Raw genomic sequence first — 24,566 nt, forward strand, 5'->3', positions numbered from 1 at the left:
GTTCGCGTCCTCATTCCCGGCGATCACGCTTTTCGATCGTCGGGAATCAGGGCGCGAACGACCGACTTCCAGGCGACCGAGCCGCCGTCTGCGGAGCAGCGGCAATGTTTCAGCAGTTCGGCCGGCAGCGGCGCTGGGAGATGCCGTCCAGCAGCACGCCGCGGATGTCCTCCGGCTCCATCGCCTGGTAGGCCTTGCCGCCGGTGGCCTCGGCGATCTGCCGCAACGCGTTCATGTCCGCGTCCGCGCCCAGCCCCACCATGATCATCGGCACCGGCCGCGACGGGTCGGCCTCCTGCTTCAGCGTGGCCAGCAGGCCGGGCAGGTCGATGCTGGAGATGTCGTCGTTGCTGCCGTCCGTGATCAGCGTGACCGAGTTGATCTTGGACGGGTCGTAGGTCTGCTGCACGTGCCGGAACGCGGCCAGCGCCGTCTCGTGCAACGCCGTGCCGCCGCCGACCAGGGCGGGCAGGTTGCCCGCGCCCTTCTGCAGCTGCACCCGCCGCGGCGCGCCGCCGATCGGCTCGCCGAGCGGACCGACCGGCACCAGCTCGATCCAGTCGTTCGGCGGCTTCTTGTTCGTCGAGAACGCCCACAGGCCGATCTCCGAGGTGTCGGGCAGCATGCCCAACGCGGTCAGCGCCGCCTCCCGGGCCGCCTCGACGCGGGTCTGGCCGTTGCTCATCTTCTCGGCCATCGAGCCGGACACGTCCAGCACCGCGAGCAGCCGGGTGTCCAGGCTGACCGCGCCCCACGTGCGCAGCAGTTCGGAGACCTGGTCGGGGTCCGGCGTCTTCAGCACGGCCACGTCGTCGCCGCGCACGCCGTGCTCCTCGTTCGTCCAGCCGCCGGGGGCCTTGCCGTCGGGCGTGCGGAAGCCCGCCTCGGCGAACCGCTGCGCGGTCCGGCCGGTGCGCAACGCCTGCTCGAAGCCCTCCGCGGCCTGCGCGGTGCCCGCCTGCTCGCTCAACCGGCTCACCCGCACCAGGGGGTAGTCGAACGAGACCGTGCCCTCCTTGGGGTAGGAGGCGACGACCCGGCGCGACCCGGCCGTGCGGTTGGCGGACAGCACGGACTGCTCCGAAGCGGTGAACACGGGCGCGTTGTCCGCGCCCTGCACGACCTTGCCGAACGCGTCGCGCACGGACGGCAGGGCGTTGCGGCCGACCCTCAGCAGTGCGCCGATCAGCTCCGGCTTCGGCGTGCCGTCCGGGTTGCCGAGCTGCGCCCGGATGACCGCGAGCGTGGCCAGGCCCTCGGTGGACGTGGTCGGGTCGCTCAGCGTCACCGGCACCCTGGGGTCGACGACCTTCGCCCACGTCACGGGCGTGATCGGCCAGCCGAGCGCGGTCATGGCCTGCTCCGAGCCCGCGATCACCAGCGGCGAGCTCGCCAGCGGGTCGTGGATGTCCAGCCGCGGCGCCTCCGCGCCCTCGTCACCGGCCTGCCGCTGGGTCTCGGCCGCCCACATGGACGAGTCCGGCACCCACAGCGCGGGCGGGTTGATCTGGGCGGTCGGCAGCTCGTTGGCCACGTCGGCGGCGCCGCGCGCCTCGACCTGCACCTGCACGCACTTGCCGTCCACGATCGGCTGGGTCGCCTGGTAGTCGTCGGCCGCGCCGCGCACGACCTCCTCGATCGCCGGGGTCACCGCGATCTTGAGCGGTAGGGTGCCCTTGCACTCGGGTCCGCTGGTGGCTCGCAGCGCCACCACGGTGACGCCCGCGGCGGCGATGACGCCGAGCAGCGCGCCGACGGGCAGGACGACGCGGCGGAGCCGGCCGGGGCGGTCCGGGTTGCGAGCTGACATGCTTCGTACCTTCGGTCGGTGTTCACCCTTTCGGGTGGGCGAGGAACACTCGGTTGGTTGCCGAGGATGACACGGCTCACTCACATGACAAACTCTCGTGTTCTACGTCACTCGAGTGGTCCTCGCGTTGTCGCTACCTGCTAGTGCGGGATGACCCCTCGTGAGTGGTTACGGGATCGAGCCCTCGCCGGTTCACGATCGAGTCAGTCGACCGGCTGAACCTGGTTGACCTGGGATCCGTGTCCGCGGTCACCACGGGAACACCGGACGCCCCTCGCCCGTTGGTCCGGCAAGACGCGACAGGGCCCGCACGCGGAGCGCTTCGCCCGAGCCATGGGCGGTAGTCTGGTCGGACGGGTGTGCCCGTCTACGCCCGTCGACAAGTCAGGGAGGGTCGAGGCCGCCCGCCGGCCGTAAGTGCATGGACCGCAAGCGCCTGCTTCGCAACCCGCTGCTGTGGATCGTGGCGGTGTTGTTGCTCTTTTACGCCTTCAACGTGCTCTTCGACGACAACCGGGGCTACACCCCGATCAAGACGTCCCAGGCACTGCAACAGATCCGGGACGGCCAGGTCAAGGAAGCCACGATCGAGGACAAGGAGCAGCTCCTCAAGCTCACCCTCAACGACGGGGTGACCGTCGAGGGCAGCAACCGCGTGCGCGCCCAGTTCCCGGCGAGCTCGACGGACGAGGTCTTCACCATCCTCGACCAGGCGGGCAACAAGCCCGTCGTGGAGACCAAGGTCACGCAGGACTCGTTCCTGATGCAGATGCTGCTGTACATGATCCCGCTGGGTCTGCTGCTGCTCCTGCTGATGTGGATGATGAACAACTCCCAGGGCGGCGGCAACCGCGTCCTGAACTTCGGCAAGTCCAAGGCCAAGCAGCTGTCCAAGGACATGCCCAAGACGACGTTCAGCGACGTCGCGGGCGCCGAGGAGGCCGTCGAAGAGCTCTACGAGATCAAGGACTTCCTGCAGAACCCGGGCCGCTACCAGGCCCTGGGCGCGAAGATCCCCAAGGGCGTGCTGCTGTACGGCCCGCCCGGCACCGGCAAGACGCTGCTCGCGCGCGCCGTGGCCGGCGAGGCGGGCGTGCCGTTCTACTCGATCTCCGGCTCGGACTTCGTGGAGATGTTCGTCGGCGTCGGCGCCTCGCGCGTCCGCGACCTGTTCGAGCAGGCGAAGCAGAACGCGCCGTGCATCATCTTCGTCGACGAGATCGACGCGGTCGGCCGCCACCGCGGCGCGGGCCTCGGCGGCGGGCACGACGAGCGCGAGCAGACGCTCAACCAGCTGCTGGTGGAGATGGACGGCTTCGACTCGCGCGGCGGGATCATCCTGATCGCGGCGACGAACCGGCCCGACATCCTCGACCCGGCGCTGCTGCGCCCCGGTCGCTTCGACCGGCAGATCCCGGTGTCCGCGCCGGACCTGAAGGGCCGCAAGCAGATCCTGCGCGTGCACGCCAAGGGCAAGCCGTTGGCCCCCGAGGCCGACCTGGACGGCCTGGCCAAGCGCACCGTGGGCTTCTCCGGCGCCGACCTGGCCAACGTGATCAACGAGGCCGCCCTGCTCACCGCGCGCAAGAACGGCACGGTGATCAGCAGCCTCGAGCTGGAAGAGTCGGTGGACCGCGTGATCGGCGGTCCGGCCCGCAAGAGCCGGATCATCTCCGAGAAGGAGAAGAAGATCACCGCCTACCACGAGGCCGGGCACGCCCTGGCCGCGTGGGCGATGCCGGACATCGACCCGGTCTACAAGGTCACGATCCTGGCCCGCGGCCGGACGGGTGGTCACACCCTCTCCGTGCCCGAGGAGGACAAGGACCTGATGACCAGGTCCGAGATGATCGCCCGGCTGGTGTTCGCGCTGGGTGGCCGCTCCGCCGAGGAGCTGGTCTTCCACGAGCCGACCACGGGCGCGTCCAACGACATCGAGCAGGCGACCAAGATCGCCCGCGCGATGGTCACCGAGTACGGCATGTCCGCCCGGCTCGGCGCGGTCAAGTACGGCCAGGAGCAGGGCGAGCCGTTCCTCGGCCGCACGGCGGGCCGGCAGGCCGACTACTCGCTCGAGGTCGCGCACGAGATCGACGAGGAAGTCCGCGAGCTGATCGAGGCCGCGCACACCGAGGCGTACGAGGTGCTCAACACCTACCGCGACGTGCTCGACGCGCTGACGCTGGAGCTGATCGAGAAGGAGACCCTGCACCAGAAGGAACTGGAGCGGATCTTCGCCGCGGTCGAGAAGCGCCCGCGCATCACGAAGTTCAACGACTTCGGCCACCGCACCCCGTCGGACAAGCCGCCGGTCAAGACCCCGGCGGAACTGGCCAAGGAGCGCGGCGAGCCGTGGCCGCCGGCGATCGAGGACACCCTGGACGCCGAACCGCGCGTGCAGGACCAGGTGCCCACGCCGCCGAACGGCCACAACGGCGTGCTGCCCCAGAGCCCGCAGCCGCAGGCCTACCCGCAGCAGCAGCCGCAGCACCCGTCGTCCGGCCCGCCGAACTACGGCGCGCCGCCCGGGTGGACGCCCGCGACGGCGCCCGGCGGCGCACCGCAGCCACCGCAGTGGCGGCCGGAGCCGACGGACGCGGAAGCGGGGAAGCGGTCCTTCGACACGGACCCGGACAACCGCACGTGACCGAGCACGGCACCGCGATCGACCAGACCGGCCTCTCCGTCAACGGGGGGGCCGGTCTCGCGCGCCCACCCTTCGACCAGAAGCGGGCCGAGGCTGCGGTGCGCGAGCTGCTGCTCGCGTGCGGTGAGGACCCGGAGCGCGAAGGGCTGCGCGACACGCCGGCGCGGGTGGCGCGGGCGTACCGGGAGCTGTTCGCCGGCCTGCACACCGACCCGGACGCCGTGCTGGCCAAGACGTTCGACGAGAGCCACGAGGAGTTGGTGCTGATCACCGACATCCCGATGTTCTCGTTCTGCGAGCACCACCTGCTGCCGTTCCACGGCGTCGCGCACGTCGGGTACATCCCGAACGAGCACGGCCGGGTGACCGGGCTGTCGAAGCTGGCCCGGCTGGTCGACCTGTACGCCAAGCGGCCGCAGGTGCAGGAGCGGCTGACGTCGCAGGTGGCGGACGCGCTGATGCGGCGGCTCGACCCGCGCGGCGTGATCGTGGTGGTCGAGGCCGAGCACCTGTGCATGGCCATGCGCGGCGTGCGCAAGCCGGGCTCGCGGACCACGACGTCGGCGGTGCGCGGGTTGCTGCGCGACTCCGCGTCGACGCGGTCGGAGGCGATCGAGCTGATCAAGGGACGTTTGCGGTGAGCGTGCCCAGGCCGGGGCACTGCGTGGTGATGGGCGTGCTCAACGTCACCCCGGACTCGTTCTCCGACGGCGGCCGGTACCTCGACCTGGACGACGCGGTGGCGCACGGCGTGGCGCTGTTCCGCCGCGGCGCCGACCTGATCGACGTCGGCGGCGAGTCGACGCGCCCCGGCGCGGACCGGGTGTCGCCGGAGGTGGAGGCCGCGCGCGTCGCGCCGGTGATCCGGGCGCTGGTCGCGGAGGGCGTGCCGGTGAGCGTGGACACCACGCGGGCCGAGGTGGCGCGGGCAGCGCTGGACGCGGGCGCGTCGATCGTGAACGACGTGTCCGGCGGGCTGGCCGATCCGGCGATGGCGCCGCTGGTGGCGTCGGCGGGCGTGCCGTACGTGCTGATGCACTGGCGCGGGCACAGCAGGCGGATGGACCGGCTGGCCGTGTACGACGACGTGGTGTGCGAGGTGCGCGACGAGCTGTGCCGCCAGGTGGACGCCGCCCTGGCCGCCGGTGTGGCGTCGGACGACATCATCCTCGACCCCGGGCTGGGTTTCGCGAAGGACGCCACGCACAACTGGCAGCTGCTGCACGGCCTCGGCTCGTTGCTGGAGCTGGGTTTCCCGGTGCTGGTCGGCGCGTCGCGCAAGCGGTTCCTCGGCGCCCTGCTCGGCGACCGGGCGCCGGACGGCCGGGAGGACGCGACGGCGGCGGTGTCGGCGCTGGCCGCGTTCGTCGGCGCGTGGGGCGTGCGGGTGCACGACGTGGACCGGTCGTTGGACGCGGTGGCCGTGGCGCGGGCGTGGAGGCGGGGACGTGCCGACTGACCCGGGTGGCTCGGCGGAGGTGGGCGGGACTTCCGACCGGATCTCGTTGCGCGGCCTGCGGGTGCGCGGGTTCCACGGCGTGTTCGAGCACGAGAAGCGCGACGGGCAGGACTTCCTGGTCGACGTCACGGTGTGGCTCGACTTGTCGCGCGCGGCGGCCACGGACGACCTGCGGGAGACGCTGCACTACGGCGAGCTGGCCGAGCGCGCGGCGGCGATCGTGGCCGGTGGGCCGTACGACCTGATCGAGACGGTGGCGGGCAAGGTGGCCGACGAGGTGATGACCGACCTGCGGGTGCGGGCGACCGAGGTGACCGTGCACAAGCCGTCGGCCCCGATCCCGCTGGCGTTCGAGGACGTCGCCGTGACGATCCGGCGCACGCGTGACTAGGGCGGTGCTGTCGCTCGGCTCGAACCTGGGCGACCGGCTCGGCTACCTGCGGCTCGCGGTGGCCGGGTTCGCCGACGTGCTGGTGGCGGCGTCGCCGGTGTACGAGACCGCGCCGTGGGGCGTGACCGACCAGCCCGACTTCCTCAACGCGGTGCTGATCGTCTCCGGTGACGTGGACGAGTGGGGCTGGCTGCGGCGGGGGCAGGCGGTGGAGCGGGCCGCCGGGAGGGTCAGGGAGCTGCGGTGGGGCCCGCGCACGCTGGACGTGGACGTCGTGACGGTGGACGGCGTGCGGTCGTCGGACCCGGAACTGCTGCTGCCGCACCCCGGCGCGCACGACCGCGCGTCCGTGCTGGCGCCGTGGCTGGACGTGGAGCCGGACGCGGTCGTGCCGGGGCACGGCCCGGCGCGCGACCTGCTCGCCGGTCTCGACCTCGGCGGCGTCACCCGACGGGATGATCTCCACCTGAGGTGATCAGCGCTGCGGTGTCCGCGAAGCGGGGTTAGCGTGGGCGCGGAGGTGGCGCGATGAGCAACGCGGTCACTTACGACGCCGCACGGCGGCGGATCATCAGCCTCGTCACCGGCGGCGATCCCGACGCGCCGGTCGGGGCGTGCCCGGGGTGGACGGTCCGGGACGTGGTCGCGCACCTGGCCGGTGGGCTCGGCGACTTCACCGAGCGGCGGTTCGAGGGCGTCGACGACGGCTCGTGGGGCGAGCGGCAGGTGCACGACCGCCGCGGCCGCACGCTGGGCGAGCTGCTGGTCGAGTGGGAGCGGAACTTCCAGATCGCCGAAGGGCTGTTCGACTCGCCGATGGGCGCGGTGCTGATCGCCGAGATCATCTCCCACGAGCACGACATCCGCACCGCGCTGGGGCAGCCGGGTGAGCGGGACAACGTGGCCGTGCGGGCGGCGTTGACGCGGCCGTTGCAGGACCTGGACAAGCGGCTGCGGGCCAAGCACCTGCCCGCGCTGCGGATCACCTTGGAGCACGGCGACCGGGTCGTCGGCGAGGGTGAGCCGGCGGGCGCGCTGCGGACGTCGTCGTTCGAACTCCTGCGCGTGCTGGGCGGGCGGCGTGACGACGAGCAGGTCCGCGCGCTGGACTGGGACACCGATCCCGGGCCGTGGCTGGCGGAGCTGTCGCTGTTCGGCAGGCGCGACACCGCGTTGGTCGAGTAGTCGGGGACGATGGTGGGGTGAGGTTCACCAAACCCCGTGACCTGCTCGCCGCCGGACTCGTCGCGGGCCTGCTCGCGCACCTGCTGATCAGGCTCGCCTACGACACGCTGCCGCCGCTGCCGACGTTCGCCGGGTTCACCCTGCTGGTGATCGCGGTGGTCAACCTGTGGCTGGCGTTCTCGCTGCGCGCCCGCATCCTGCGCAAGCCGGGCGCGCGGCCCGTGGAGCCGTTGACCGCGGCGCGGGCGGTGGCGTTCGCCAAGGCGTCGTCGCTGCTCGGCGCGATCATGCTGGGCGCGTGGGCGGGTGTGCTGGTGTACGTGCTGCCGGCGCGCGGCGAGTTCGAGGCGGCCGACCACGACGTGCTCAGCGCGAGCGTCGGCGCCGGCTGCGCGGCGCTGCTCATCGCCGCCGCGTTGTGGCTGGAGCGGTGCTGCAAGACGCCCGACGACCCGCATCTCGATCAATAGATACGGACGCCGAGGTCTCAATCGGGTAACTGACCGGTACGGTAGACGCCATGACCGGGCGAGGCGCGTCGGAAGATGACGAGCAGCAAGATCACGGTCGTGGCTCTGGGCGACTACTGCTGGTAGCGGCATTGACGCTCGCACTGGGTGCCGCGGCGGTGTTGGTGCTGAGCGACAACGCCCGCTGGCTGCGGCTGGCCGTGGTCGCCGCGCTGTGGGCGGCGCTGGTCGGCGCGTTCCTCGCGGCCCGCTACCGCAAGCAGATCTCCGAGCGCGAGGACGAGGTGGCCGACCTCCAGTCGGTCTACGAGCTCGAGCTGGAGCGCGAGATCGCCGCCCGGCGCGAGTACGAGCTGGAGGTCGAGGCCGAGACCCGCAAGCGGGTGCGGGAGGAGGCCAAGGACGACCTCGACGCGCTGCGCGGCGAGCTGCGCGCCCTGCGGGAGAACCTGGAGGCCCTGCTCGGCGGCGAGGTGCTGGTCGAGCGGGTGGCGCTGCGCGCCGAGTCGACCCGGATGCGCGCCCTGTCCGACCAGTCGCGGTTGATGGCGGTGGGTGACCAGCGGATCATCAACGCCGGTCCCGCCGTGCCGGTGACGAAGAAGACCGCGGAGACGCCGCAGGTGGAGCGGGTCGAGCGGACCGAGCTGATCGAGCGGGTCAACGTCGACACCGCGCGCAAGGACCAGGTTCGGCGTCCCGAACCGACCCGCCCCGAGCCCGCGCGGCGCGAGCAGGCGCAGCCGGTGCGCCGTGAGCCCGCCCGCGCGGCGGCCCAGGCCCGCCCGACGCCGCCGGTGGTGGTGCGGCGGGAGGCGGCCAAGCAGGAGCCGACGGAGCGCGTGAGCCGGGACGTGGCGGCGCGGTTGGCCCCGCCGGCGGCCCCGGCCGGTCGGCCCGCCGAGCCGTCGAAGACCGAGCACACCGTGCAGCGGCGCAGCCGGGTGGCCGACCGGACCGAGATGATCAGCCGGGACGCGTTGGCCGAGGAGCCCGTGCGGCGGCCCGAGGGCCCCGGCGCCGCCGTGCGGCGGACGGGTGAGCAGCGGGCCGTGCCGAGGACCGAGTCGACCGGCGAGCAGCGCTCCGTGCCCGCGGAACCCCGCCGACCGTCGACCGCTCGGGTGGAGCTGACCGGCGAGCACCGCCCGGTGGAGGCGCGCAGGCCCGCGGCGCGGGCCGACGTGACCGGTGAGCACCGCCCGGTCGAACCCGGCCGCCGGCCGGGGGCGCGGCCGGACCTGACGGGCGAGCACCGGCCCGTCGGCCGTCCCGAGCAGACCGGTGAGCAGCGGACCGTCGCCGGTGGTGAGGCCGGTCGTCGGATCGGCACGACCGGTGAGCAGCGGGCGGTGGGCCGTCCCGACCCGGTGCGCCGACCCGTGACGCGGGCCGAGCTGACCGGTGAGCACGTCCCGGTGGCGGCGCAGGTGGAGGACGACGCGCGTCGGTCGCGCCGTGCGGCCGAGCTGACCGGCGGGCACCGCCCGGTGGCCTCGCCGGAGTCGATCGGCGGTCGTTCGGCGGATTCCGCGTCGGCCTCCGTGACGCCCGAGGGCCGTCGCCGGGCCGCCGAGCCCGCGGCCGAGTCGGGTGGCAGGCGGCGGGCCGAGGAGCGCTGGGACTCGTGGGAGGACACCCCGAAGCCGGCCGGCAGGCGCAGCGCGCCGGAACCCGCCGAGCCCGCCGGGGCGCACGCGGACGGCAAGTCGGTCAGCGAGCTGCTCGCCGCGTTCGGCGGCGGCGACTCGCCGCGCCGCCGTCGTCGCCGCGAGGACTAGCTACTTGTCGATGTCGCCGACGACCACGGCGAACGACCCGAGCACCGCGGGCAGGTCGGCCACCTTCGTGCCGGGCAGCAGCGCGGACAGGGCCTGCACGTTGTTGAACGACGGCGTGCGCAGCTTCAGCCGCCACGGCGTCTTCTCGCCCCGGGACGCGAGGTGCACCCCGGACGTGCCCAACGGCGCCTCGACCCACGTGTAGACCGAGCCCTCGGGCGCCTTGACCGCCTTGGGCAGGCGCAGGTTCACCGGGCCGGTCGGCAGGTGGTCCAGGCACTGGTTCGCCAGCGCGACGGACTGGCGGACCTCGTCCACCAGGCCGCGGACGCGGGCCAGCGCGTCGCCCTCGGTGCGGACCACCGGGCGCACGTCCAGGTTGCGGTAGCCGGGCAGCGGGTCGTCGCGGCGCAGGTCGAAGTCCACACCGGACGCCCTGCCGATCGGACCGGTGACGCCGTACGCGAGCGCGGCGTCGCGGTCGAGCACACCGAGGCCCGCCAAGCCCTCCGGCGCCTCACCGGGGTCCACAGTGGACAGCACCTCGCGCACGCGGCCGGTCCAGCCGGCGGGCACGTCCTCGCGCAGGCCGCCGATCCGGTTGGCCATGAAGTGGATCCGGCCGCCGGAGGCCTCCTCCAGCACGGCCTGCACGGCGTCGCGGTCGCGGGCGCCGGTGAGCGGCGCGAGGAACACCAGGTGCGCCATGATCCGGTTGAGCTCGCACAGCAGGACCCGCAGCGCCTGGGCGCGCGGTGGGACGTCCATGCCGGTCATGCGTTCGACGGCCAGCGCGACGGCCAGCTCGTTGCAGAAGGCGGCGAGCCAGTCGTGCCGGTTGGCGAGGGTGAGCACCTGCCGGTAGTCGCGGACCTCGAACAGCTTCTCCGCGCCCCGGTGCAGGTGGCCGACCAGGGGCGCGGCGGCGGTGATGACCTCGTCGTCGCGGACCGCCAGGCGCAACCGGTACGCGCCGTGCGCCGACGGGTGCAGGGGGCCGAGGTCGACCACCCGGTCCACGCCGAGGTGGCGTGCACCGGCGCCCACGCCAACGGTGATCTCCACCCGGTCATCGTCGCACGGCCGGACCGCTGTCCGGGTGCCACGGGCTAGCTAGTCGCGGGTGATCGCGAACAGGAAGCACCCGTGCGACGTGCTGCGGACCTGGATCGCGGCCACGTCCGGGTCGTCGAGCAGCGCGGCGACGCGGTCGGCGAGGTGCTCCGGGTCGGCGATCTCGCCACCGTGGATGCGGCCTTCGGCGGTGTAGGCGCGCAGGGTCCGCGGCGCGTGGCGGAACGCTTCGGGGAACGCCGCCGTGGTCGCCGGCCCGTCGCACGGCTCGGCGTGCGCGAACACCGGGCCGAGTTCCTCGTACGGCCCGGCGCCCCAGGCGGGGGTGTGGCGGAAGAGGACCACCGGCTCGCCCGGCCCGGCCTTGCGCAGGCAGCAGCGCAGCGGCGCGCCGGGCGACTCGGCGTGCCACTCGTGGTGCGCGTCGGAGCCCGCGAGCGCGCGGGCTCGGTCCAGCACGTCGTCCGACAGGGCGTGGATTCTCATGCGCTCGACCTTCGCCCGGCCCGGTCGCCGCCGCCGGCGGTCTTCGGCCGTCGCGTCCAGCGGTCACCAGACCGGGCGGATGCCTTCCGCGTCGGCGGCGGCGAGGTAGGTCTGCAGGGCTTCGCGCAGGACTGCCAGCCGTTCCGCGCCCACGACGGAGGCGAACTCGTCCTCCAGCTCCGACCAGAGCGCGTCGGCGAACCGGAGGTAGTCCTGGCCCTTGCCGGTGAGGGTCAGCGCCTGGGCGCGGCGGTCGGTCGGGTGGGGCGTCCGCCGGACGTAGCCCCAGTCGACCAGCTCGGCCACGGTCTTGGTCGCGGCCTGCTTGGAGACGCCCAGGTGGGCGGCCAGGTCGACGGCGGTGGCGGAGGGTTGGGCGGCGAGGTAGCGGAAGACGTAGCCGTGCGCCGGCCGCAGTGGTTCGAGGTCGCGATCGGCCAGCCGTTCGTGGAAGCGGTCGGTCATCGCGCGGAACGTTCTGGCGAACAGCATCGACACGGGTTCCACGGTCGCCTAGTCTGCAACTAGACAACTTGGTTGACCAGTTTGGAGAGCGATGTTCGAGCGCCACGGCTTCCTGTTCCACCCCCACGCGTCCCCGTCCCACGGCGGCAGCACGCAGATCGCCCTGTGGACCGTCGAGGTGCCCGCGGACGCGAAGAGCGAACGGCACCAGGTCGACAAGGAGGAGGTGTTCCACGTGCTGGAGGGCCACGTGACCGTCAACGACGTCGAGGCGGGCCCCGGCGACACGGTCGTCGTGCCGCCGCACGTGGAGTTCCAGCTGGTCGGCGGGCCGGCCAAGGTCCTGGTCGCCACGTCGGTCGGGATCACCGGCCTGGTCGGGGACCAGCGCATCACCCCGCCCTGGGCGTCGTAGGGCTCAGGGCCGCCACGGGGGCAGGGGCGGGAGCAGGGACGACACCGGCACGTCGACGCCGTGCAGGAGCCAGCCGAACGAGCCCAACCCGCCCTCGGCCCGCAGCTCGGCGATCCGCGACGCCCGCGCGGCCGCGCCCAGCCAGTCGGGCTCACCGGGCGGCACCGTGCCGACCAGGCCCAACGCGGCCAGCGCGTCCCGCTGTGAGACCAGCACCCACTCACCGCCGACCGCCTCGGCGCACGCGTCCAGCGCCACGTGCGCCGTCAGGTCGCACGTGCCGTCGAACACCGGCTCCACCCGGCGCCCACCCCGGTACGCGGCGAACGTGCCCGCCGCGTACCGGCCCGCCGCCCGGTCGGCCCGCACGTGCCCGTAGTCCACCGCCAACGCCGCGCCGTGCGCCACCCGCGACACCGCGTCCGCCCACGCCACGTCCCGCGGCTGCCCGATCTCGGCCCGCTCCCCCTCGCCCACCGGCCACCACCGCCGCAGCCAGGGGTGCGACGACGGGCCCGTGACCAGCGGACAGGGCACCGCGTCCAGCCACTCGTGTCCCACCAGCAACCCGCACACCGAGTCCGGCAGCGCCGACGTCCACCGCACCCCCGGCACCGACCGCGCGGGCCCCACGTCCACCGCCGTCACCACCAGCCGTGCCGCCAGCGCACCCGACGCCGTGGACCGCACCGCGCCGGCCAGCTCACCGCCGCCGGCGCCCACGTCCACGAAATCCAGCCGCGGTGGCCTGCCGAGCGCGAAGTCCACCCGATCGAGCAGTTCGAGCAGCGCTTCGGCCAGCTCAGGACCCACCAGCGGCGCGGTGCGGAAGTGGTCCGCCGGGACCTCGCCACGCGTGAAGAACCCGGTCGGCCCGTACAGCGCCGCCCGCCACAGGGCTTCCGACTCCACCACCGGTCAAGTGTCCCTTTAAGGTTTCCCACCGTGACCACTCCCGCCCGCAAGCGCGTCGACCAGCAGCGCTGGACCGTCCTGCTCCCGGTCCTGGGCCTGATCGCGTTGGGCGTGTGCGGCCTGGTCCTGCTCGGCCTCGGCACGTCGCAGACCGGCCTGCTGCCGATCATGGTCGGCGCGGTGGCCGCGCTGCTGCCCGTCCTCGCGGTGATCGGCGCCTACCTGTGGGTCGACCGCTGGGAGCCGGAGCCCGCGAAGATCCTGCTGCTGGCGTTCCTCTGGGGCGCGTGCGGCGCGACGATCACCTCCCTGGTGTTCAACCAGAGCGCGCACGTGCTGGGCCAGCTCATCAACGGCGGCGACGGCAGCACGTTCGCCGCCGTGGTCGGCGCGCCGATCACCGAGGAGGCCGCGAAGGCCGCGTTCATCGTGGTGCTGTTCCTGCGCCGCCGCCAGGAGTTCGACGGCGTGGTGGACGGCGTGGTGTACGCGGGCGTGACGGCCGCGGGCTTCGCGTTCACCGAGAACATCTGGTACTTCGCCCGGGTCTTCTCCGACAGCGGGTTCGGCGACCTGAGCAGCGGCGTGATCGCGCTGTTCATCCTGCGCGGGGTGCTCTCTCCGTTCGCGCACCCGCTGTTCACGTCGATGACCGGCATCGGGATCGGCATCGCGGCCATGACCACGAGCCGGAACGTGCGGATCGCCGCGCCGGTCCTGGGCTACCTCGGCGCGGCCGGCCTGCACTCGCTGTGGAACTTCTCCACCACCGTCGGCACCGGCTCGACGTTCATCAACCTGTACTTCCTGATCATGGTGCCGATCTTCGCCGGCATGGTGCTGATGGTCGTCTGGCAGCGCCGCCGCGAGCAGCGGATCGTCGCGGGCCAGCTGCCCGCCATGGCCGCCAACAAGTGGATCGCCTCCAGCGAGGTCACCCTGCTGGCGAGCCTGCAGGGCCGCAGCCGGTGGCGGCGCACGGTGCGGCGGCGCGTCGGCGACCAGGCGGCCAAGGCCGTCGCGGGCTACCAGGTCGCCGCCACCGAACTGGCGTTCCTGCGCCACCGCATGGCCAACGGCACCGCGGGCCACGACGCGGAGGAACGTCACGAGAAGCTGCTCGCCGCCCTCGTCGCCGCACGTCAGGCCGCGGTGGACGCGCCGGGCGCGCTGAAGGCCGCGGGTGGCGTTCGTCGCAGTTGACGGCCCGCCGCACGACACCGGATTACGCTCGCGGCCGTCGTCCGGTACCCGAGCATCGGGACTGGAACGCCGCGGTGAAGGAGTACGTCGCATGGACGCGACCCCCCGCCCCGCGCGGTTGGCCGTGGGAGTGATCTCGGCCGGCCGGGTGGGTTCGGTGCTGGGCGCCGCGCTGTCCCGGGCGGGACACGTCGTGAGCGCCGTCTCCGCCGTTTCCCGCGACTCGCTGCGCCGCGCCGAAGAGCTGCTGCCCGACGCGCCCGTGCTGTCACCGCCCGAGGTGGCCGCCACCGCCGACCTGGTGCTGCTCGCCGTGCCCGACGACGAGCTGCCGGGCCTCGTCCGCGGCCTCGTCGCCACCGGTTCGCTGCGCGCCGGGCAGATCGTCGTGCACACCAGCGGCGCGCAGGGCGTGGACGTGCTGCGGCCCGCCGCCGAGCTCGGCGCGCTGTGCGTGGCCCTGCACCCCGTGATGACGTTCACCGGCCGGGCGGAGGACGTGCAGCGGGTGAACGCCTGCTCCGTCGGCGTCACGGCGGCCGACGACGACGAGATCGCGTGGCACGTCGGCGAGGCGCTGGTGGTGGAGATGTCCGCCGAACCGGTGCGCGTGCCCGAGGCCGCCCGCCCGCTCTACCACGCCGCCCTCGCGCACGGCGCCAACCACCTGATCACGCTGGTCGCCGACTGCGCGGACCTGTTGCGCGGCGCGGGCATCCAGGACGCCGAGCGGATGCTGGGCCCGCTGCTGTCCGCCGCCCTGGACAACGCCCTGCGGCACGGCGACCGCGCCCTCACCGGCCCCGTGGCGCGCGGCGACGCGGGCACCGTGGCCAAGCACCTGGCGGTGCTCTCGGACACCGAGGCGCTGCCCGCGTACCGAATCCTCGCGCTCCGCACCGCGGCCCGCGCCCAGGCCGCCGGGCTGCTCAAGCCCGAACTCGCGTCCGACGTCCGCACCACTCTTGAGGGACAAGCATGACCAAGCCGCTCACCAAGGACGACTACACGCCGAACGACGTGACGGTGCACCGCGACCCGGAACGGCTGCGCCGCGTCACGAGGGCGTTGAAGGCGGCCGGCCGCAACATCGCCCTGGTGCCGACCATGGGCGCGCTGCACGCGGGTCACCGCAAGCTGATCCGCGAAGCGCAGGTCATGCAGAACACCGTGGTCGTCGTCTCCCTCTTCGTGAACCCGACCCAGTTCGGCCCGAACGAGGACTTCGACCGCTACCCGCGCAGCTTCGACTCCGATGTGGACATCTGCCGCGAGGAGCGCGTCGGGCTGGTGTTCGCGCCGTCCGTGGAGGACATGTACCCGCCGGGTGGCACGGTCACGGTGAACCCCGGCCCGCTCGGCGACGAGCTGGAGGGCAGGACCCGCCCCGGCCACTTCGCCGGCGTGCTGTCCGTGGTCGCCAAGCTGTTCAACATCGTGCAGCCGACCTACGCGGTGTTCGGCGAGAAGGACTACCAGCAGCTCACGCTGATCCACCGGATGGCGCGCGACCTGAACTTCCCGCTGGACGTGGTCGGCGTGCCGACCGTGCGCGAGCCGGACGGCCTGGCGCTGTCCTCGCGCAACCGCTACCTGTCCGACGAGGAGCGCTCCGCCGCGACCGCGTTGTCCGCCGCCCTGGTGGCGGGCGCGTACGTCAGCGGCCAGGGCGCGGACGCCGTGCTCAAGGCCGCGGGCGACACGCTCGCGGCCGCGCCCGGCGTCGACCTCGACTACCTGGAGCTGCGCGCGCCCGACCTGGGCCCGGCGCCGGAGAACGGCGACGCCCGACTGCTCGTGGCCGCCCGCGTCGGCTCCACCCGACTGATCGACAACGCCGCCGTGCTGCTCGGCACCGGTGACGAGTAAGGGGACCGCCATGTTCCGCACCATGCTCAAGTCGAAGATCCACCGGGCCACCGTCACGCAGGCCGACCTGCACTACGTCGGCTCGGTCACGGTGGACGAGGACCTGATGGAGGCCGCCGACCTGCTGGCCGGCGAGCAGGTCGCGATCGTGGACGTCACCAACGGCGCGCGCCTGGAGACCTACGTCATCCCGGGCGAGCGCGGCACCGGCGTGATCGGCATCAACGGCGCGGCGGCGCACCTGGTCAAGCCGGGCGACCTGGTGATCCTGATCGCCTACGGGCAGATGGACGACGCCGAGGCGCGGGTGTACGAACCCAAGGTGGTCTTCGTCGACGCCGACAACAAGGTCGTCGAGCTCGGCGCGGACCCGGCGCACGCGCCGGCGGGCTCGGGCCTGGTCAACGGGTCCGCGACCGCGCTGCCGGAACCCGTGGCGGCGGAGACCGAGGACGCGGCGGCGCTGGACGCGTTGATCCAGGCCGAGGACTAGGGGGAACCGCTGTGCTGCTCGCCATCGACGTCGGCAACACCAACATCGTGCTGGGCCTGTACGACGGCACGGGTGATTCCGCCGCGCTGATCCGGGACTGGCGGATGCGCACCGACGCGCGGATGACCGCCGACGAGCTGGCGCTGACGATGCGCGGCCTGCTCGGCGAGTACGCGGACAAGATCACCGGCATCTCGGCGCTGTCCACCGTGCCCGCGGTTCTGCGCGAGCTGCGCGTGATGCTGGGCCGGTACTACTCGGGCGTGCCGAAGGTGCTGGTGGAGCCGGGCGTGCGGACCGGCGTGCCGCTGCTGGTGGACAACCCCAAGGAGGTCGGCTCCGACCGGGTGATCAACACGCTGGCCGCGCACCACCTGCACAGCACGGCGTGCGTGGTGGTCGACTTCGGCACGTCCACGAACCTGGACGTGATCTCGGCGAAGGGCGAGTTCCTCGGCGGCGCGCTGGCGCCGGGCATCGAGATCTCCGTCGACGCGCTGGCGGCCCGCGCCGCGCAGCTGCGCAAGGTCGAGCTGGTGCGGCCGCGGTCGGTGATCGGCAAGAACACCGTGGAGTGCCTGCAGTCCGGCATCGTCTACGGGTTCGTCGGCCAGGTGGACGGCCTGGTGCGCCGCATCGTGGACGAGCTCCAGCTCAGCGAGCCCGGCCCGGTCACGGTCATCGCGACCGGCGGCCTCGCGCCCTTGGTGGTGACCGAGTCGGCCACCATCCAGGCGCACGTGCCGGACCTCACGCTGCTGGGCCTGCGCCTGGTGTTCGAGCGCAACCGCGTTTGATCGCCGCTGCTCCGCGGACGGCGGCGAGGTCGCCCGGAAGTCGATCGTCCGCGGGGCGGACGGCGGCGAGCTCGGCGGCGTTCAGGCCCTCCGCAGGCGCTTCGCGTAGGTGGTCAGCGGGAAGTCGAACTCGCCCTCGGCGGTCTCCGGGCGGGACTTGAGGAACGCGAGCACCCGCGCGTTCATCGCGGCCCGCTCCTCCTCCGGGATCACCAACGCGTGCGAGTGCGTGTTGAGCGTCGCCACCAGGGACTCGGCGGTGCGCCGGTGCACGTGCGGGAAGACCCGGGTGGCCAGGTCGGTGAACGGCTCGTGCTCCGTCGTCGGGGCGAAGGCCAGCTCGTCCTGCGCGCTGACGGTGGACTGGGCGGCCCGGACGAACTCCGCCATCCACGGCACCGAGTCGTCGTAGTCGTTCCACAGCGCCGCCAGCACACCGCCCGGCCGCAGCACGCGGGCGATCTCCGGCATCGCCCGCGCCTGGTCGAACCAGTGGAACGCCTGGCCGACCACGACCGCGTCCACCGTGCCGTCCGGCAGCGGGATCCGCTCCGCGCTGCCGGGCAACGCGCGCGCCGCGCCGTGGTGCCGCACCAGCTCCGAGAGCATCGCCTCGTCGGGCTCCACCGCCGTCACGTGGTGGCCCTCGGCGAGCAGCCCGCCGGTCAGCTTGCCCGTGCCCGCACCCAGGTCGAGCACCTGGTGCGGCCCCTCACCCAAGGGCTCCAGCGCCCAGCGGACGGCCTCGGCGGGGTAGTCCGGTCGGTGTTCCGCGTACGCCGAGGCGTGCGCTCCGAAGGAGTTCGCCCGCCTGGCCCGCAAGTCATCTCCCGTCACCCGCCAGAGCCTAGTGAGATCCGGTTCGATTTCCCGAGTGGTCTTTCCGTACTCTTCGTCTTGTGAGTGAGCAGCCAGCGACCGGTTCCGCGACCAGCGACGACGATCTCCCCGAGCAGCTGAGGGTGCGCCGGGAGAAGCGGGCGCGACTGCTGGAACGCGGCGTCGACCCGTATCCGGTCGAAGTACCGCGCACGCACACGTTGCGCGAGGTGCGCGAAGCGCATCAGGGACTGGAACCGGACACCGCGACCGGTGATGTGGTCGGTGTGACGGGCCGGGTCATGTTCATCCGCAACACCGGCAAGTTGTGCTTCGCCACGCTGCGCGAGGGCGACGGCACCGAACTGCAGGCGATGCTGAGCCTGAACGGCGTCGGCGAGCAGTCGCTCGGCGAATGGAAGTCCGAGGTCGACTTGGGCGACCACGTATTCGTGCACGGCGAGGTCATCACGTCCCGCCGCGGCGAACTGTCGGTGATGGCGGACCAGTGGTCCCTGGCGGCGAAGGCGTTGCGCCCGTTGCCGGTCGCGCACAAGGAACTCGCCGAGGAAACCCGCATTCGCCAGCGGTACGTGGATCTGATCCTGCGCGAGCAGGCCCGGAACACGGTGCGCAACCGGGCCGCGGTGGTGCGCTCGTTGCGGGAGTCGTTCCACCGGCGCGGTTTCATCGAAGTCGAGACCCCGATGTTGCAGACGTTGCAGGGTGGCGCGAGCGCCCGGCCGTTCGTGACCCGGTCGAACGCGCTCGACATCGACCTGTTCCTGCGGATCGCGCCCGAGCTGTACCTCAAGCGGTGCGTGGTGGGCGGTATCGAGAAGGTCTTCGAGATCAACCGCAACTTCCGCAACGAGGGCATGGACTCGTCGCATTCGCCGGAGTTCTCCATGCTGGAGTACTACGAGGCGTACGCCACCTACGACACGAACGCGGTGCTGACCCGGGAGCTGATCCAGGAAGCCGCGATGGCGATCGCCGGTTCGCACGTGGTGACCCTGGTCGACGGCACCGAGTACGACCTCGGCGGCGAGTGGACCACGTTGAGCATGTACGACTCGTTGTCCGGAGCGGCGGGCGAGGAAGTCACGCCCGAAACCTCTTCGGAGCGGTTGCTGGAGCTGGCCGACAAGCACGGCCTGGACACGGACCCCAAGCTGGGGCACGGCAAGCTGGTCGAGGAGCTGTGGGAGCACCTGGTCGGCGACACCCTGCACGCGCCCACGTTTGTGCGCGATTTCCCGCTGGAGACCTCGCCGCTCACCCGTCAGCACCGCACCCGGCCGGGTGTGGCCGAAAAGTGGGACCTGTACGTGCGCGGTTTCGAGTTGGCCACGGGATACTCGGAACTGGTGGACCCGGTGGTCGAGCGCGAGCGGTTGGAAGCCCAGGCCCGCCTGGGGGCCACCGGTGACGCCGAGGCGATGCCGGTCGACGAAGACTTTCTGCGATCACTGGAGTACGGAATGCCACCGAGCGGCGGTGTGGGAATGGGCATCGACCGGCTGCTGATGGCGCTCACCGGTCTCGGTATCCGGGAGACGATCCTGTTCCCCCTCGTGCGCCCGGAATGAGTAACTTCTCGGACTCCAGGCGGCGCATTCCTCCAGTTGTGCGCTAACCTGCACTCGCCAATGCTTTAGGTCGCGGTCGGGGAACACCGCGCATTCGAGTCCAGGAGGATACGCATGGCGCAGAAGGTCACCGTGACCCTGGTCGATGACCTGGACGGTGGGAAGGCGGAGGAGACGGTCGGCTTCGGATTGGACGGCGTGTCCTACGAGATCGACCTTTCCGCGAGCAATGCGGGCAGGCTCCGCGACGCTCTCGCCGACTTCGTCGCCAGTGCCCGCAAGGCGGGCGGCCGCAAGCGCGGCCCGGGTCGTCCGGCCGGTGTGAAGGCGGCTCGTCCGGCTTCGGCGGATCGCGAGCAGAACCAGGCCATTCGGGAGTGGGCGCGCAAGCAGGGGATGAAGGTCTCCGATCGCGGGCGCATCCCGGCCGAGGTGCTGGAGGCTTACCACCAGCAGGGCTGACGCGAGTTGTGCGGGTGGCGCAGGCCACCGCAATTACGTCAATCGACGAAGGGGCGCCGGATTCCTCCGGCGCCCCTGGTTGTTTTTCGGGACTCGTGAGCGGAGTTGTGAAGATCGATTGTGCGGTTCGGGCCACCGCACTCAGGTGATCACGACTCGACCGTTCGGCGGCACGGAGCGTGCTCGGCGGTGATCGGACCGTGTTCGGTTAGGCTTACCTCACCGAAGGTCGGGTCGCCGGGGGAGGAGCAAGCGCCGTGGCCCTCCGCCCCACCCGCCTGGCCCTGCTCGTCGGTCTCCTGGCCCTGGTCGCGCTCGCCAGCGTCGCCATCGGCGCGAAGGACATCCCGATCGCCGACGTCTGGCACGCGTTGACCGCGCCGACGGGGCTGGAGAACGACCTCGTCGTCCGTGAGCTGAGGGTGCCGCGCACGCTGCTCGGCATCGCGGTCGGGGTCGCGCTGGGCGTCGGCGGCGCGCTGATGCAGGGCCACACCCGCAACCCGCTGGCCGACCCGGGCATCCTCGGCGTCACGCAGGGCGCGGCGTTCGCGGTGGTGCTGTCGATCTTCACGCTGGGGGTGACCAGCCTCCACGGGTACGTGTGGTTCGCGTTCGGCGGCGCGCTCGTGGCCAGCGTCGTGGTGTTCCTGCTGGGGTCGGGGCGCAGCGGGCCGACGCCGGTCACGTTGGCGCTGGCGGGCGCGGCGGTGAGCGCGCTCATGCACGGCCTGGTGTCCGCGATCGTGCTGCTGGACCGGCAGAGCCTGGACGCGTTCCGGTTCTGGCAGGTCGGGGGCATCGCCGGGCGCGACCTCGTCGTGCTGGGTCAGGTGCTGCCGTTCCTGGTGCTCGGGCTCGTGCTGGCGGCGGCCAACGCGCCGGGGCTCAACGCGCTGGCGCTGGGTGACGACGTGGCCCGGTCGCTGGGGCAGCGGGTGGCGGCGACCCGGGTCGTCGGCGTGGTCGCGACGACGTTGCTGGTGGGCGGCGCGGTGGCGGTGTGCGGGCCGATCGGGTTCCTCGGGCTCGTCGTGCCGCACGCGGCGCGGGCGCTGACCGGGCCGGACTACCGGTGGCTGCTGCCGTTCTCGGCGGTGATCGGCGCGATCGTGCTGCTGGTCGCGGACGTCGTGGGACGGGTCGTGACGAGGCCGGGCGAGCTGGAGGTCGGCGTGGTGATGGCGCTGGTCGGCGCGCCGTTCTTCATCGCCCTCGTGCGGCGGCGGAAGCTGGTGAAGCTGTGAGCGGTGTGGTGGCCAAGGCGCCCCCGGGTTTCCGGGTCGGACCCGTGTCGGGGCCGCTGCGGTGGCGGCCGTTCGCCGTGGTGGTCGTCGGGCTGGCGCTGGTGGTGCTCGCGGGTGCGGTGAGCGTTGCCCGCGGCGACTTCCCGATCCCGCTGGGGCAGGTGTTCGACGTGCTGCTGGGCGGCGGGCAGCGGGGGCAGCGGTTCATCGTGCTCGACCTGCGGCTGCCGCGGGCGTTGACCGCGGTGTTCGTCGGCGCGGCCCTGGGGGTGGCGGGCGCGGTGTTCCAGTCGATCGCGCGCAACCCGCTGGCGAGCCCGGACATCCTCGGCGTGACGTGGGGCGCGGGGGCCGGTGCGGTCACCGTGATCACGTTCGCCGGGTCGATGGGCGCGGTCGGCGGGACCACGGCGACGGTCGGCGTGCCGCTGGCGGCGCTGGGCGGCGGTCTGCTGGCCGGGCTGCTGGTCTACGGGCTGGCCTGGCGGCGGGGGATCGAGGGGTTCCGGCTGGTGCTGGTCGGCATCGGCGTGTCGGCCGTGACCGGCAACTTCACCCACTACCTGCTGACCGTCGGCGACGTGACCGACGCGGCGCGGGTGATGGTGTGGATCACCGGGAGCCTGAACGGGCGCGGGTGGGAGCACGTCGTGCCGGTCGGGCTGGCGCTGGCGGTGCTGGTCCCGGCGGCCCTGGTCGGCTCCCGGCTGCTGGGCGCGCTGCAGTTCGACGACGACACCGTGCGCGGGCTCGGCGTGCGGCTCAACGGCGCGCGCAGCGTGATGCTGCTGATCGCGGTCGTGCTGGCGGCCGTGGCCACGGCGTCGGCCGGTCCGGTGGCGTTCGTGGCGCTGGCGTCGCCGCAGATCGCGCTGCGGGTGGCCGGGACCGCCACGCCGCCGCTGCTGGGGTCGGCCGTGGTCGGCGGGCTGCTGGTGGTGGTGTCGGACCTGGTCGCGCGGCTCGCGTTCGGCGGGTTCGAGCTGCCGGTCGGCGTGGTGACGGTGGTGCTCGGCGCCCCCTATCTGATGTACCTGCTCGTCCGCAGTCGCCGGGAGGCACGGGTATGACCGCTGTTCGGCTGCAGGCGCAGTCGCTGTCCGTGGGGTACGGGGAGCGGCTGGTGGTGTCCGGGCTGGACCTGGACGTGCTGTCCGGTTCGGTGACGGCGGTGATCGGGCCCAACGGGTGCGGCAAGTCGACGTTGCTGCGCGCCCTGGGGCGGCTGCTGCCCGCGCGTTCGGGCGCGGTGGTGCTGGACGGCAAGCGGATCGACCGGACGCCGACCCGCGAGGTGGCGAAGGTGCTGGCGATGCTGCCGCAGTCGCCGCAGGCGCCCGAGGGGCTGACCGTGGCCGAGCTGGTCGCGCGCGGGCGGCACCCGCACCAGGCGTGGTACCGGCAGTGGTCGCCGGAGGACGAGGCGGCGGTGGCCTCGGCCCTGGAGATGACCGCCATGGCCGCGCTGGCCGACCGGACCGTGGACGAGCTGTCCGGCGGGCAGCGGCAGCGGGCGTGGATCTCGATGGCGCTGGCGCAGGGCACGGACCTGCTGCTGCTCGACGAGCCGACGACCTACCTGGACCTGGCGCACCAGATCGACGTGCTGGACCTCGTGCGCCGGCTGCACCGGGACTTCGGCCGGACCGTGGTGATGGTCCTGCACGACCTGAACCTGGCCGCCCGTTACGCGGACCGCCTGGTCGCGATGAAGGACGGCCGGATCGTGGTGGCCGGCACGCCGTCCGACGTGCTGACCGAGCCGAACCTGCTGGACGTCTTCGGCCTGTCCGCCCGCGTCATCCCCGATCCCGTCTCCCACACCCCACTGGTCATCCCCATCGGCCACCACCACTGACCCGCGTGTCCGCACGCGCGTTCCGGGCGTAGGGCACGCGCGGGGTCAGCAGGTGCGGGGGCAGGTGGCGCAGGCGGTGGCGTCGGGCAGCACGAAGTGGAAGCAGCAGCTCTCGCGGCGGCGGGTCCAGCCCGTGTCCGTGGCCTTCAGGGTGGACGCCGAGGTGAACGGGTCGAGCTTGGCCGGCAGCAGCAGCGCCGAGTCCATCACGCCGGCCGTCTCGTCGCCGCACAGCTGGCCCGCCGTCCACGCCGCGCTGTCCAGGGCGTCCGTGGCCGCCGCCCACAGCATCCGCCGCCCCAGCCGCACGGTCGGCCCGAAGGCGCCCACGAACTGCGCGCTGTGCGCCGCGAACCGGGCCCTCAGCAACGCCGCCAGCGCCGTCTCGTCGGCCACCACGGTCGCCGCCGGGTGGTCGGCCTCCGGGTCGTCCGGCAGGCACGCGAACTCGTCGTTCAGCAACGCCACCCCGACCACGTGCGGCCGACCACCGGCCGCCACCTTGATCGCCACGTCGGCCGGCCGCAGCGACGGCACCCGCCGCGCGGTGTGGAACAGCAGCCCGCCCAGCACGCCGACGACGTTGAGGTACCAGCTCATGACGTACCCGGCGGTAGTGCGCTCGGGCGCCTCGCCGTGCTGCTCCCGCAGCCACTCCGCCAGCGCCTTGCGCCACGCGTCGAACCGCTCCGGCTCGCCGGTGAACTCCGAGCACAGGACCCAGTCGCCACGCTCGGCCGGCAGCCCGAACCGCGCCTCGAAGCCCTCGTACAGCGAGACCTGCCCGAGCGACCGCGCGACGGGGGTCGTCACGTCGCACACCGTGGTCCGCGCCGGTACGGTCATGTCCAGAAGGTCCTCGTCGGTTCGAGACGGTCGCGTGGGTTGAGGCTTGCCTAACCTTACCGAGGTTCGCCTAACTTGCACCGCCTCGGTGACCCCGGTCACCCCGGATGTCGCCGAACGGCTGAATGTTCGCGCTCAGCGGACAACGCCCGTTCCGTGGAATCTCGCTGGCAGATCACGCGTTGATACCGATGTCAGAGATCCCCGAAGACGGCTGCCTGCGATCGGGAACTGAGAGTGTCGGGGCTGACGACTACAGTGGTCCCACGGTGCCGCGCTCTC

26 protein-coding genes are annotated in these 24,566 nt (G+C 72.7%); 19 read left to right on the forward strand and 7 right to left on the reverse strand.

Annotation, left to right across the window (positions count from 1 at the left end; translation table 11 throughout):
• Window positions 1-109: 109 nt before the first annotated feature.
• Window positions 110-1,810, reverse strand: a complete 1,701-nt coding sequence (locus tag ABTZ99_RS27300) for a substrate-binding and VWA domain-containing protein (protein ID WP_499615116.1) — start codon at window positions 1,808-1,810, stop codon at window positions 110-112.
• 421 nt (window positions 1,811-2,231) lie between these two features.
• Between ABTZ99_RS27300 and ftsH the strand changes: the two genes are divergently transcribed.
• From ftsH to ABTZ99_RS27340, 8 genes are all read left to right on the forward strand, one after another.
• The gene (ftsH, locus tag ABTZ99_RS27305) at window positions 2,232-4,457 is read left to right on the forward strand and encodes an ATP-dependent zinc metalloprotease FtsH (protein ID WP_498779307.1); all 2,226 of its coding nucleotides are present in this window, start codon (window positions 2,232-2,234) and stop codon (window positions 4,455-4,457) included.
• A gap of 17 nt (window positions 4,458-4,474) precedes the next feature.
• Complete coding sequence (folE, locus tag ABTZ99_RS27310; RefSeq protein WP_498779367.1) at window positions 4,475-5,098, forward strand: GTP cyclohydrolase I FolE; 624 nt, start codon at window positions 4,475-4,477, stop codon at window positions 5,096-5,098.
• 29 nt (window positions 5,099-5,127) lie between these two features.
• Window positions 5,128-5,916: a dihydropteroate synthase gene (gene folP / locus ABTZ99_RS27315; protein ID WP_498779368.1), complete on the forward strand. Its 789-nt coding sequence runs from the start codon at window positions 5,128-5,130 to the stop codon at window positions 5,914-5,916.
• Window positions 5,906-6,307, forward strand: a complete 402-nt coding sequence (gene folB / locus ABTZ99_RS27320) for a dihydroneopterin aldolase (protein WP_498779309.1) — start codon at window positions 5,906-5,908, stop codon at window positions 6,305-6,307. Before folP ends, folB begins: the two co-directional genes overlap by 11 nt.
• A complete protein-coding gene (gene folK / locus ABTZ99_RS27325) occupies window positions 6,300-6,782 on the forward strand; it encodes a 2-amino-4-hydroxy-6-hydroxymethyldihydropteridine diphosphokinase (protein ID WP_498779310.1) in 483 nt (160 codons plus the stop codon). The genes folB and folK overlap by 8 nt, the downstream gene beginning before the upstream one ends.
• A 53-nt stretch (window positions 6,783-6,835) precedes the next feature.
• Window positions 6,836-7,492, forward strand: a complete 657-nt coding sequence (locus ABTZ99_RS27330) for a maleylpyruvate isomerase family mycothiol-dependent enzyme (RefSeq protein WP_498779312.1) — start codon at window positions 6,836-6,838, stop codon at window positions 7,490-7,492.
• Window positions 7,493-7,509: 17 nt separating this feature from the next.
• Window positions 7,510-7,962: a DUF3180 domain-containing protein gene (locus ABTZ99_RS27335; RefSeq protein WP_498779314.1), complete on the forward strand. Its 453-nt coding sequence runs from the start codon at window positions 7,510-7,512 to the stop codon at window positions 7,960-7,962.
• Window positions 7,963-8,093: 131 nt separating this feature from the next.
• Window positions 8,094-9,743 (forward strand): DUF6779 domain-containing protein, encoded by a 1,650-nt coding sequence (locus ABTZ99_RS27340; protein ID WP_498779316.1) that lies wholly within the window; start codon window positions 8,094-8,096, stop codon window positions 9,741-9,743.
• Here the strand turns inward: ABTZ99_RS27340 and ABTZ99_RS27345 are convergent, their stop codons facing one another.
• The 3 genes from ABTZ99_RS27345 to ABTZ99_RS27355 all read right to left on the reverse strand — a co-directional run bounded on the left by ABTZ99_RS27345 (window position 9,744) and on the right by ABTZ99_RS27355 (window position 11,810).
• Window positions 9,744-10,808: an NADH-quinone oxidoreductase subunit D gene (locus ABTZ99_RS27345; protein WP_498779317.1), complete on the reverse strand. Its 1,065-nt coding sequence runs from the start codon at window positions 10,806-10,808 to the stop codon at window positions 9,744-9,746.
• Window positions 10,809-10,856: 48 nt separating this feature from the next.
• On the reverse strand, window positions 10,857-11,303 hold the full coding sequence (locus ABTZ99_RS27350) for a DUF1203 domain-containing protein (protein ID WP_499615121.1): 447 nt from the start codon (window positions 11,301-11,303) through the stop codon (window positions 10,857-10,859).
• 63 nt (window positions 11,304-11,366) lie between these two features.
• Window positions 11,367-11,810, reverse strand: coding sequence for a MarR family winged helix-turn-helix transcriptional regulator (locus ABTZ99_RS27355; protein WP_499615124.1), 444 nt, complete (start codon window positions 11,808-11,810; stop codon window positions 11,367-11,369).
• Window positions 11,811-11,859: 49 nt separating this feature from the next.
• On the opposite strand from ABTZ99_RS27355, the gene ABTZ99_RS27360 reads away from it, so the two are divergent.
• A complete protein-coding gene (locus ABTZ99_RS27360) occupies window positions 11,860-12,183 on the forward strand; it encodes a cupin domain-containing protein (protein ID WP_498779320.1) in 324 nt (107 codons plus the stop codon).
• Between the two features lie 3 nt (window positions 12,184-12,186).
• On the opposite strand, the gene ABTZ99_RS27365 is transcribed toward ABTZ99_RS27360, so the two are convergent.
• The gene (locus ABTZ99_RS27365; protein WP_499615127.1) at window positions 12,187-13,098 is read right to left on the reverse strand and encodes an SAM-dependent methyltransferase; all 912 of its coding nucleotides are present in this window, start codon (window positions 13,096-13,098) and stop codon (window positions 12,187-12,189) included.
• Between the two features lie 30 nt (window positions 13,099-13,128).
• On the opposite strand from ABTZ99_RS27365, the gene ABTZ99_RS27370 reads away from it, so the two are divergent.
• From ABTZ99_RS27370 to ABTZ99_RS27390, 5 genes are all read left to right on the forward strand, one after another.
• Entirely contained in the window at window positions 13,129-14,301 is a 1,173-nt protein-coding gene (locus tag ABTZ99_RS27370) for a PrsW family intramembrane metalloprotease (protein ID WP_498779323.1), read from the forward strand.
• Window positions 14,302-14,392: 91 nt separating this feature from the next.
• On the forward strand, window positions 14,393-15,283 hold the full coding sequence (locus ABTZ99_RS27375; RefSeq protein ID WP_498779325.1) for a Rossmann-like and DUF2520 domain-containing protein: 891 nt from the start codon (window positions 14,393-14,395) through the stop codon (window positions 15,281-15,283).
• A complete protein-coding gene (gene panC, locus ABTZ99_RS27380) occupies window positions 15,280-16,170 on the forward strand; it encodes a pantoate--beta-alanine ligase (protein WP_498779326.1) in 891 nt (296 codons plus the stop codon). Before ABTZ99_RS27375 ends, panC begins: the two co-directional genes overlap by 4 nt.
• 10 nt (window positions 16,171-16,180) lie before the next feature.
• A complete protein-coding gene (gene panD, locus ABTZ99_RS27385) occupies window positions 16,181-16,663 on the forward strand; it encodes an aspartate 1-decarboxylase (RefSeq protein WP_498779328.1) in 483 nt (160 codons plus the stop codon).
• Between the two features lie 11 nt (window positions 16,664-16,674).
• Complete coding sequence (locus ABTZ99_RS27390; protein ID WP_498779330.1) at window positions 16,675-17,460, forward strand: type III pantothenate kinase; 786 nt, start codon at window positions 16,675-16,677, stop codon at window positions 17,458-17,460.
• A gap of 81 nt (window positions 17,461-17,541) precedes the next feature.
• Here ABTZ99_RS27390 and ABTZ99_RS27395 read toward each other — a convergent pair whose 3' ends face one another.
• Window positions 17,542-18,297 (reverse strand): class I SAM-dependent methyltransferase, encoded by a 756-nt coding sequence (locus ABTZ99_RS27395; RefSeq protein ID WP_498779331.1) that lies wholly within the window; start codon window positions 18,295-18,297, stop codon window positions 17,542-17,544.
• A gap of 62 nt (window positions 18,298-18,359) precedes the next feature.
• Here ABTZ99_RS27395 and lysS point away from each other — a divergent pair, with 62 nt between their 5' ends.
• The 5 genes from lysS (at window position 18,360) to ABTZ99_RS27420 (ending at window position 23,438) form a co-directional block, all read left to right on the forward strand.
• Window positions 18,360-19,871, forward strand: a complete 1,512-nt coding sequence (lysS, locus tag ABTZ99_RS27400; RefSeq protein ID WP_498779333.1) for a lysine--tRNA ligase — start codon at window positions 18,360-18,362, stop codon at window positions 19,869-19,871.
• Window positions 19,872-19,985: 114 nt separating this feature from the next.
• A complete protein-coding gene (locus ABTZ99_RS27405; protein WP_053715841.1) occupies window positions 19,986-20,333 on the forward strand; it encodes a histone-like nucleoid-structuring protein Lsr2 in 348 nt (115 codons plus the stop codon).
• A 257-nt stretch (window positions 20,334-20,590) separates the two neighbouring features.
• Window positions 20,591-21,580 carry a FecCD family ABC transporter permease gene (locus tag ABTZ99_RS27410; protein WP_498779335.1) on the forward strand — a complete coding sequence of 330 codons (990 nt, stop codon included), beginning with the start codon at window positions 20,591-20,593 and terminating at the stop codon, window positions 21,578-21,580.
• The gene (locus ABTZ99_RS27415; RefSeq protein WP_499615133.1) at window positions 21,577-22,650 is read left to right on the forward strand and encodes a FecCD family ABC transporter permease; all 1,074 of its coding nucleotides are present in this window, start codon (window positions 21,577-21,579) and stop codon (window positions 22,648-22,650) included. The genes ABTZ99_RS27410 and ABTZ99_RS27415 overlap by 4 nt, the downstream gene beginning before the upstream one ends.
• Entirely contained in the window at window positions 22,647-23,438 is a 792-nt protein-coding gene (locus tag ABTZ99_RS27420; RefSeq protein ID WP_498779338.1) for an ABC transporter ATP-binding protein, read from the forward strand. Before ABTZ99_RS27415 ends, ABTZ99_RS27420 begins: the two co-directional genes overlap by 4 nt.
• 45 nt (window positions 23,439-23,483) lie before the next feature.
• Here the strand turns inward: ABTZ99_RS27420 and ABTZ99_RS27425 are convergent, their stop codons facing one another.
• On the reverse strand, window positions 23,484-24,284 hold the full coding sequence (locus ABTZ99_RS27425; protein WP_498779340.1) for a (2Fe-2S)-binding protein: 801 nt from the start codon (window positions 24,282-24,284) through the stop codon (window positions 23,484-23,486).
• Between the last annotated feature and the right edge of the window lie 282 nt (window positions 24,285-24,566).

Source organism: Actinosynnema sp. NPDC002837 (assembly GCF_040295345.1).
GTDB lineage: Bacteria > Actinomycetota > Actinomycetes > Mycobacteriales > Pseudonocardiaceae > Actinosynnema.

Excerpts from the sequence above, each read along its gene's own strand:
- panC (WP_498779326.1), top strand. The coding sequence starts at position 15,280 with ATGACCAAGCCGCTCACCAAGGACGACTACACGCCGAACGACGTGACG.
- ABTZ99_RS27360 (WP_498779320.1), top strand. The coding sequence starts at position 11,860 with ATGTTCGAGCGCCACGGCTTCCTGTTCCACCCCCACGCGTCCCCGTCC.
- ABTZ99_RS27425 (WP_498779340.1), bottom strand. The coding sequence starts at position 24,284 with ATGACCGTACCGGCGCGGACCACGGTGTGCGACGTGACGACCCCCGTC.
- ABTZ99_RS27350 (WP_499615121.1), bottom strand. The coding sequence starts at position 11,303 with ATGAGAATCCACGCCCTGTCGGACGACGTGCTGGACCGAGCCCGCGCG.
- ABTZ99_RS27300 (WP_499615116.1), bottom strand. The coding sequence starts at position 1,810 with ATGTCAGCTCGCAACCCGGACCGCCCCGGCCGGCTCCGCCGCGTCGTC.
- folP (WP_498779368.1), top strand. The coding sequence starts at position 5,128 with ATGGGCGTGCTCAACGTCACCCCGGACTCGTTCTCCGACGGCGGCCGG.
- panD (WP_498779328.1), top strand. The coding sequence starts at position 16,181 with ATGTTCCGCACCATGCTCAAGTCGAAGATCCACCGGGCCACCGTCACG.
- ABTZ99_RS27330 (WP_498779312.1), top strand. The coding sequence starts at position 6,836 with ATGAGCAACGCGGTCACTTACGACGCCGCACGGCGGCGGATCATCAGC.
- ABTZ99_RS27375 (WP_498779325.1), top strand. The coding sequence starts at position 14,393 with ATGGACGCGACCCCCCGCCCCGCGCGGTTGGCCGTGGGAGTGATCTCG.
- ABTZ99_RS27420 (WP_498779338.1), top strand. The coding sequence starts at position 22,647 with ATGACCGCTGTTCGGCTGCAGGCGCAGTCGCTGTCCGTGGGGTACGGG.
- ftsH (WP_498779307.1), top strand. The coding sequence starts at position 2,232 with ATGGACCGCAAGCGCCTGCTTCGCAACCCGCTGCTGTGGATCGTGGCG.
- ABTZ99_RS27405 (WP_053715841.1), top strand. The coding sequence starts at position 19,986 with ATGGCGCAGAAGGTCACCGTGACCCTGGTCGATGACCTGGACGGTGGG.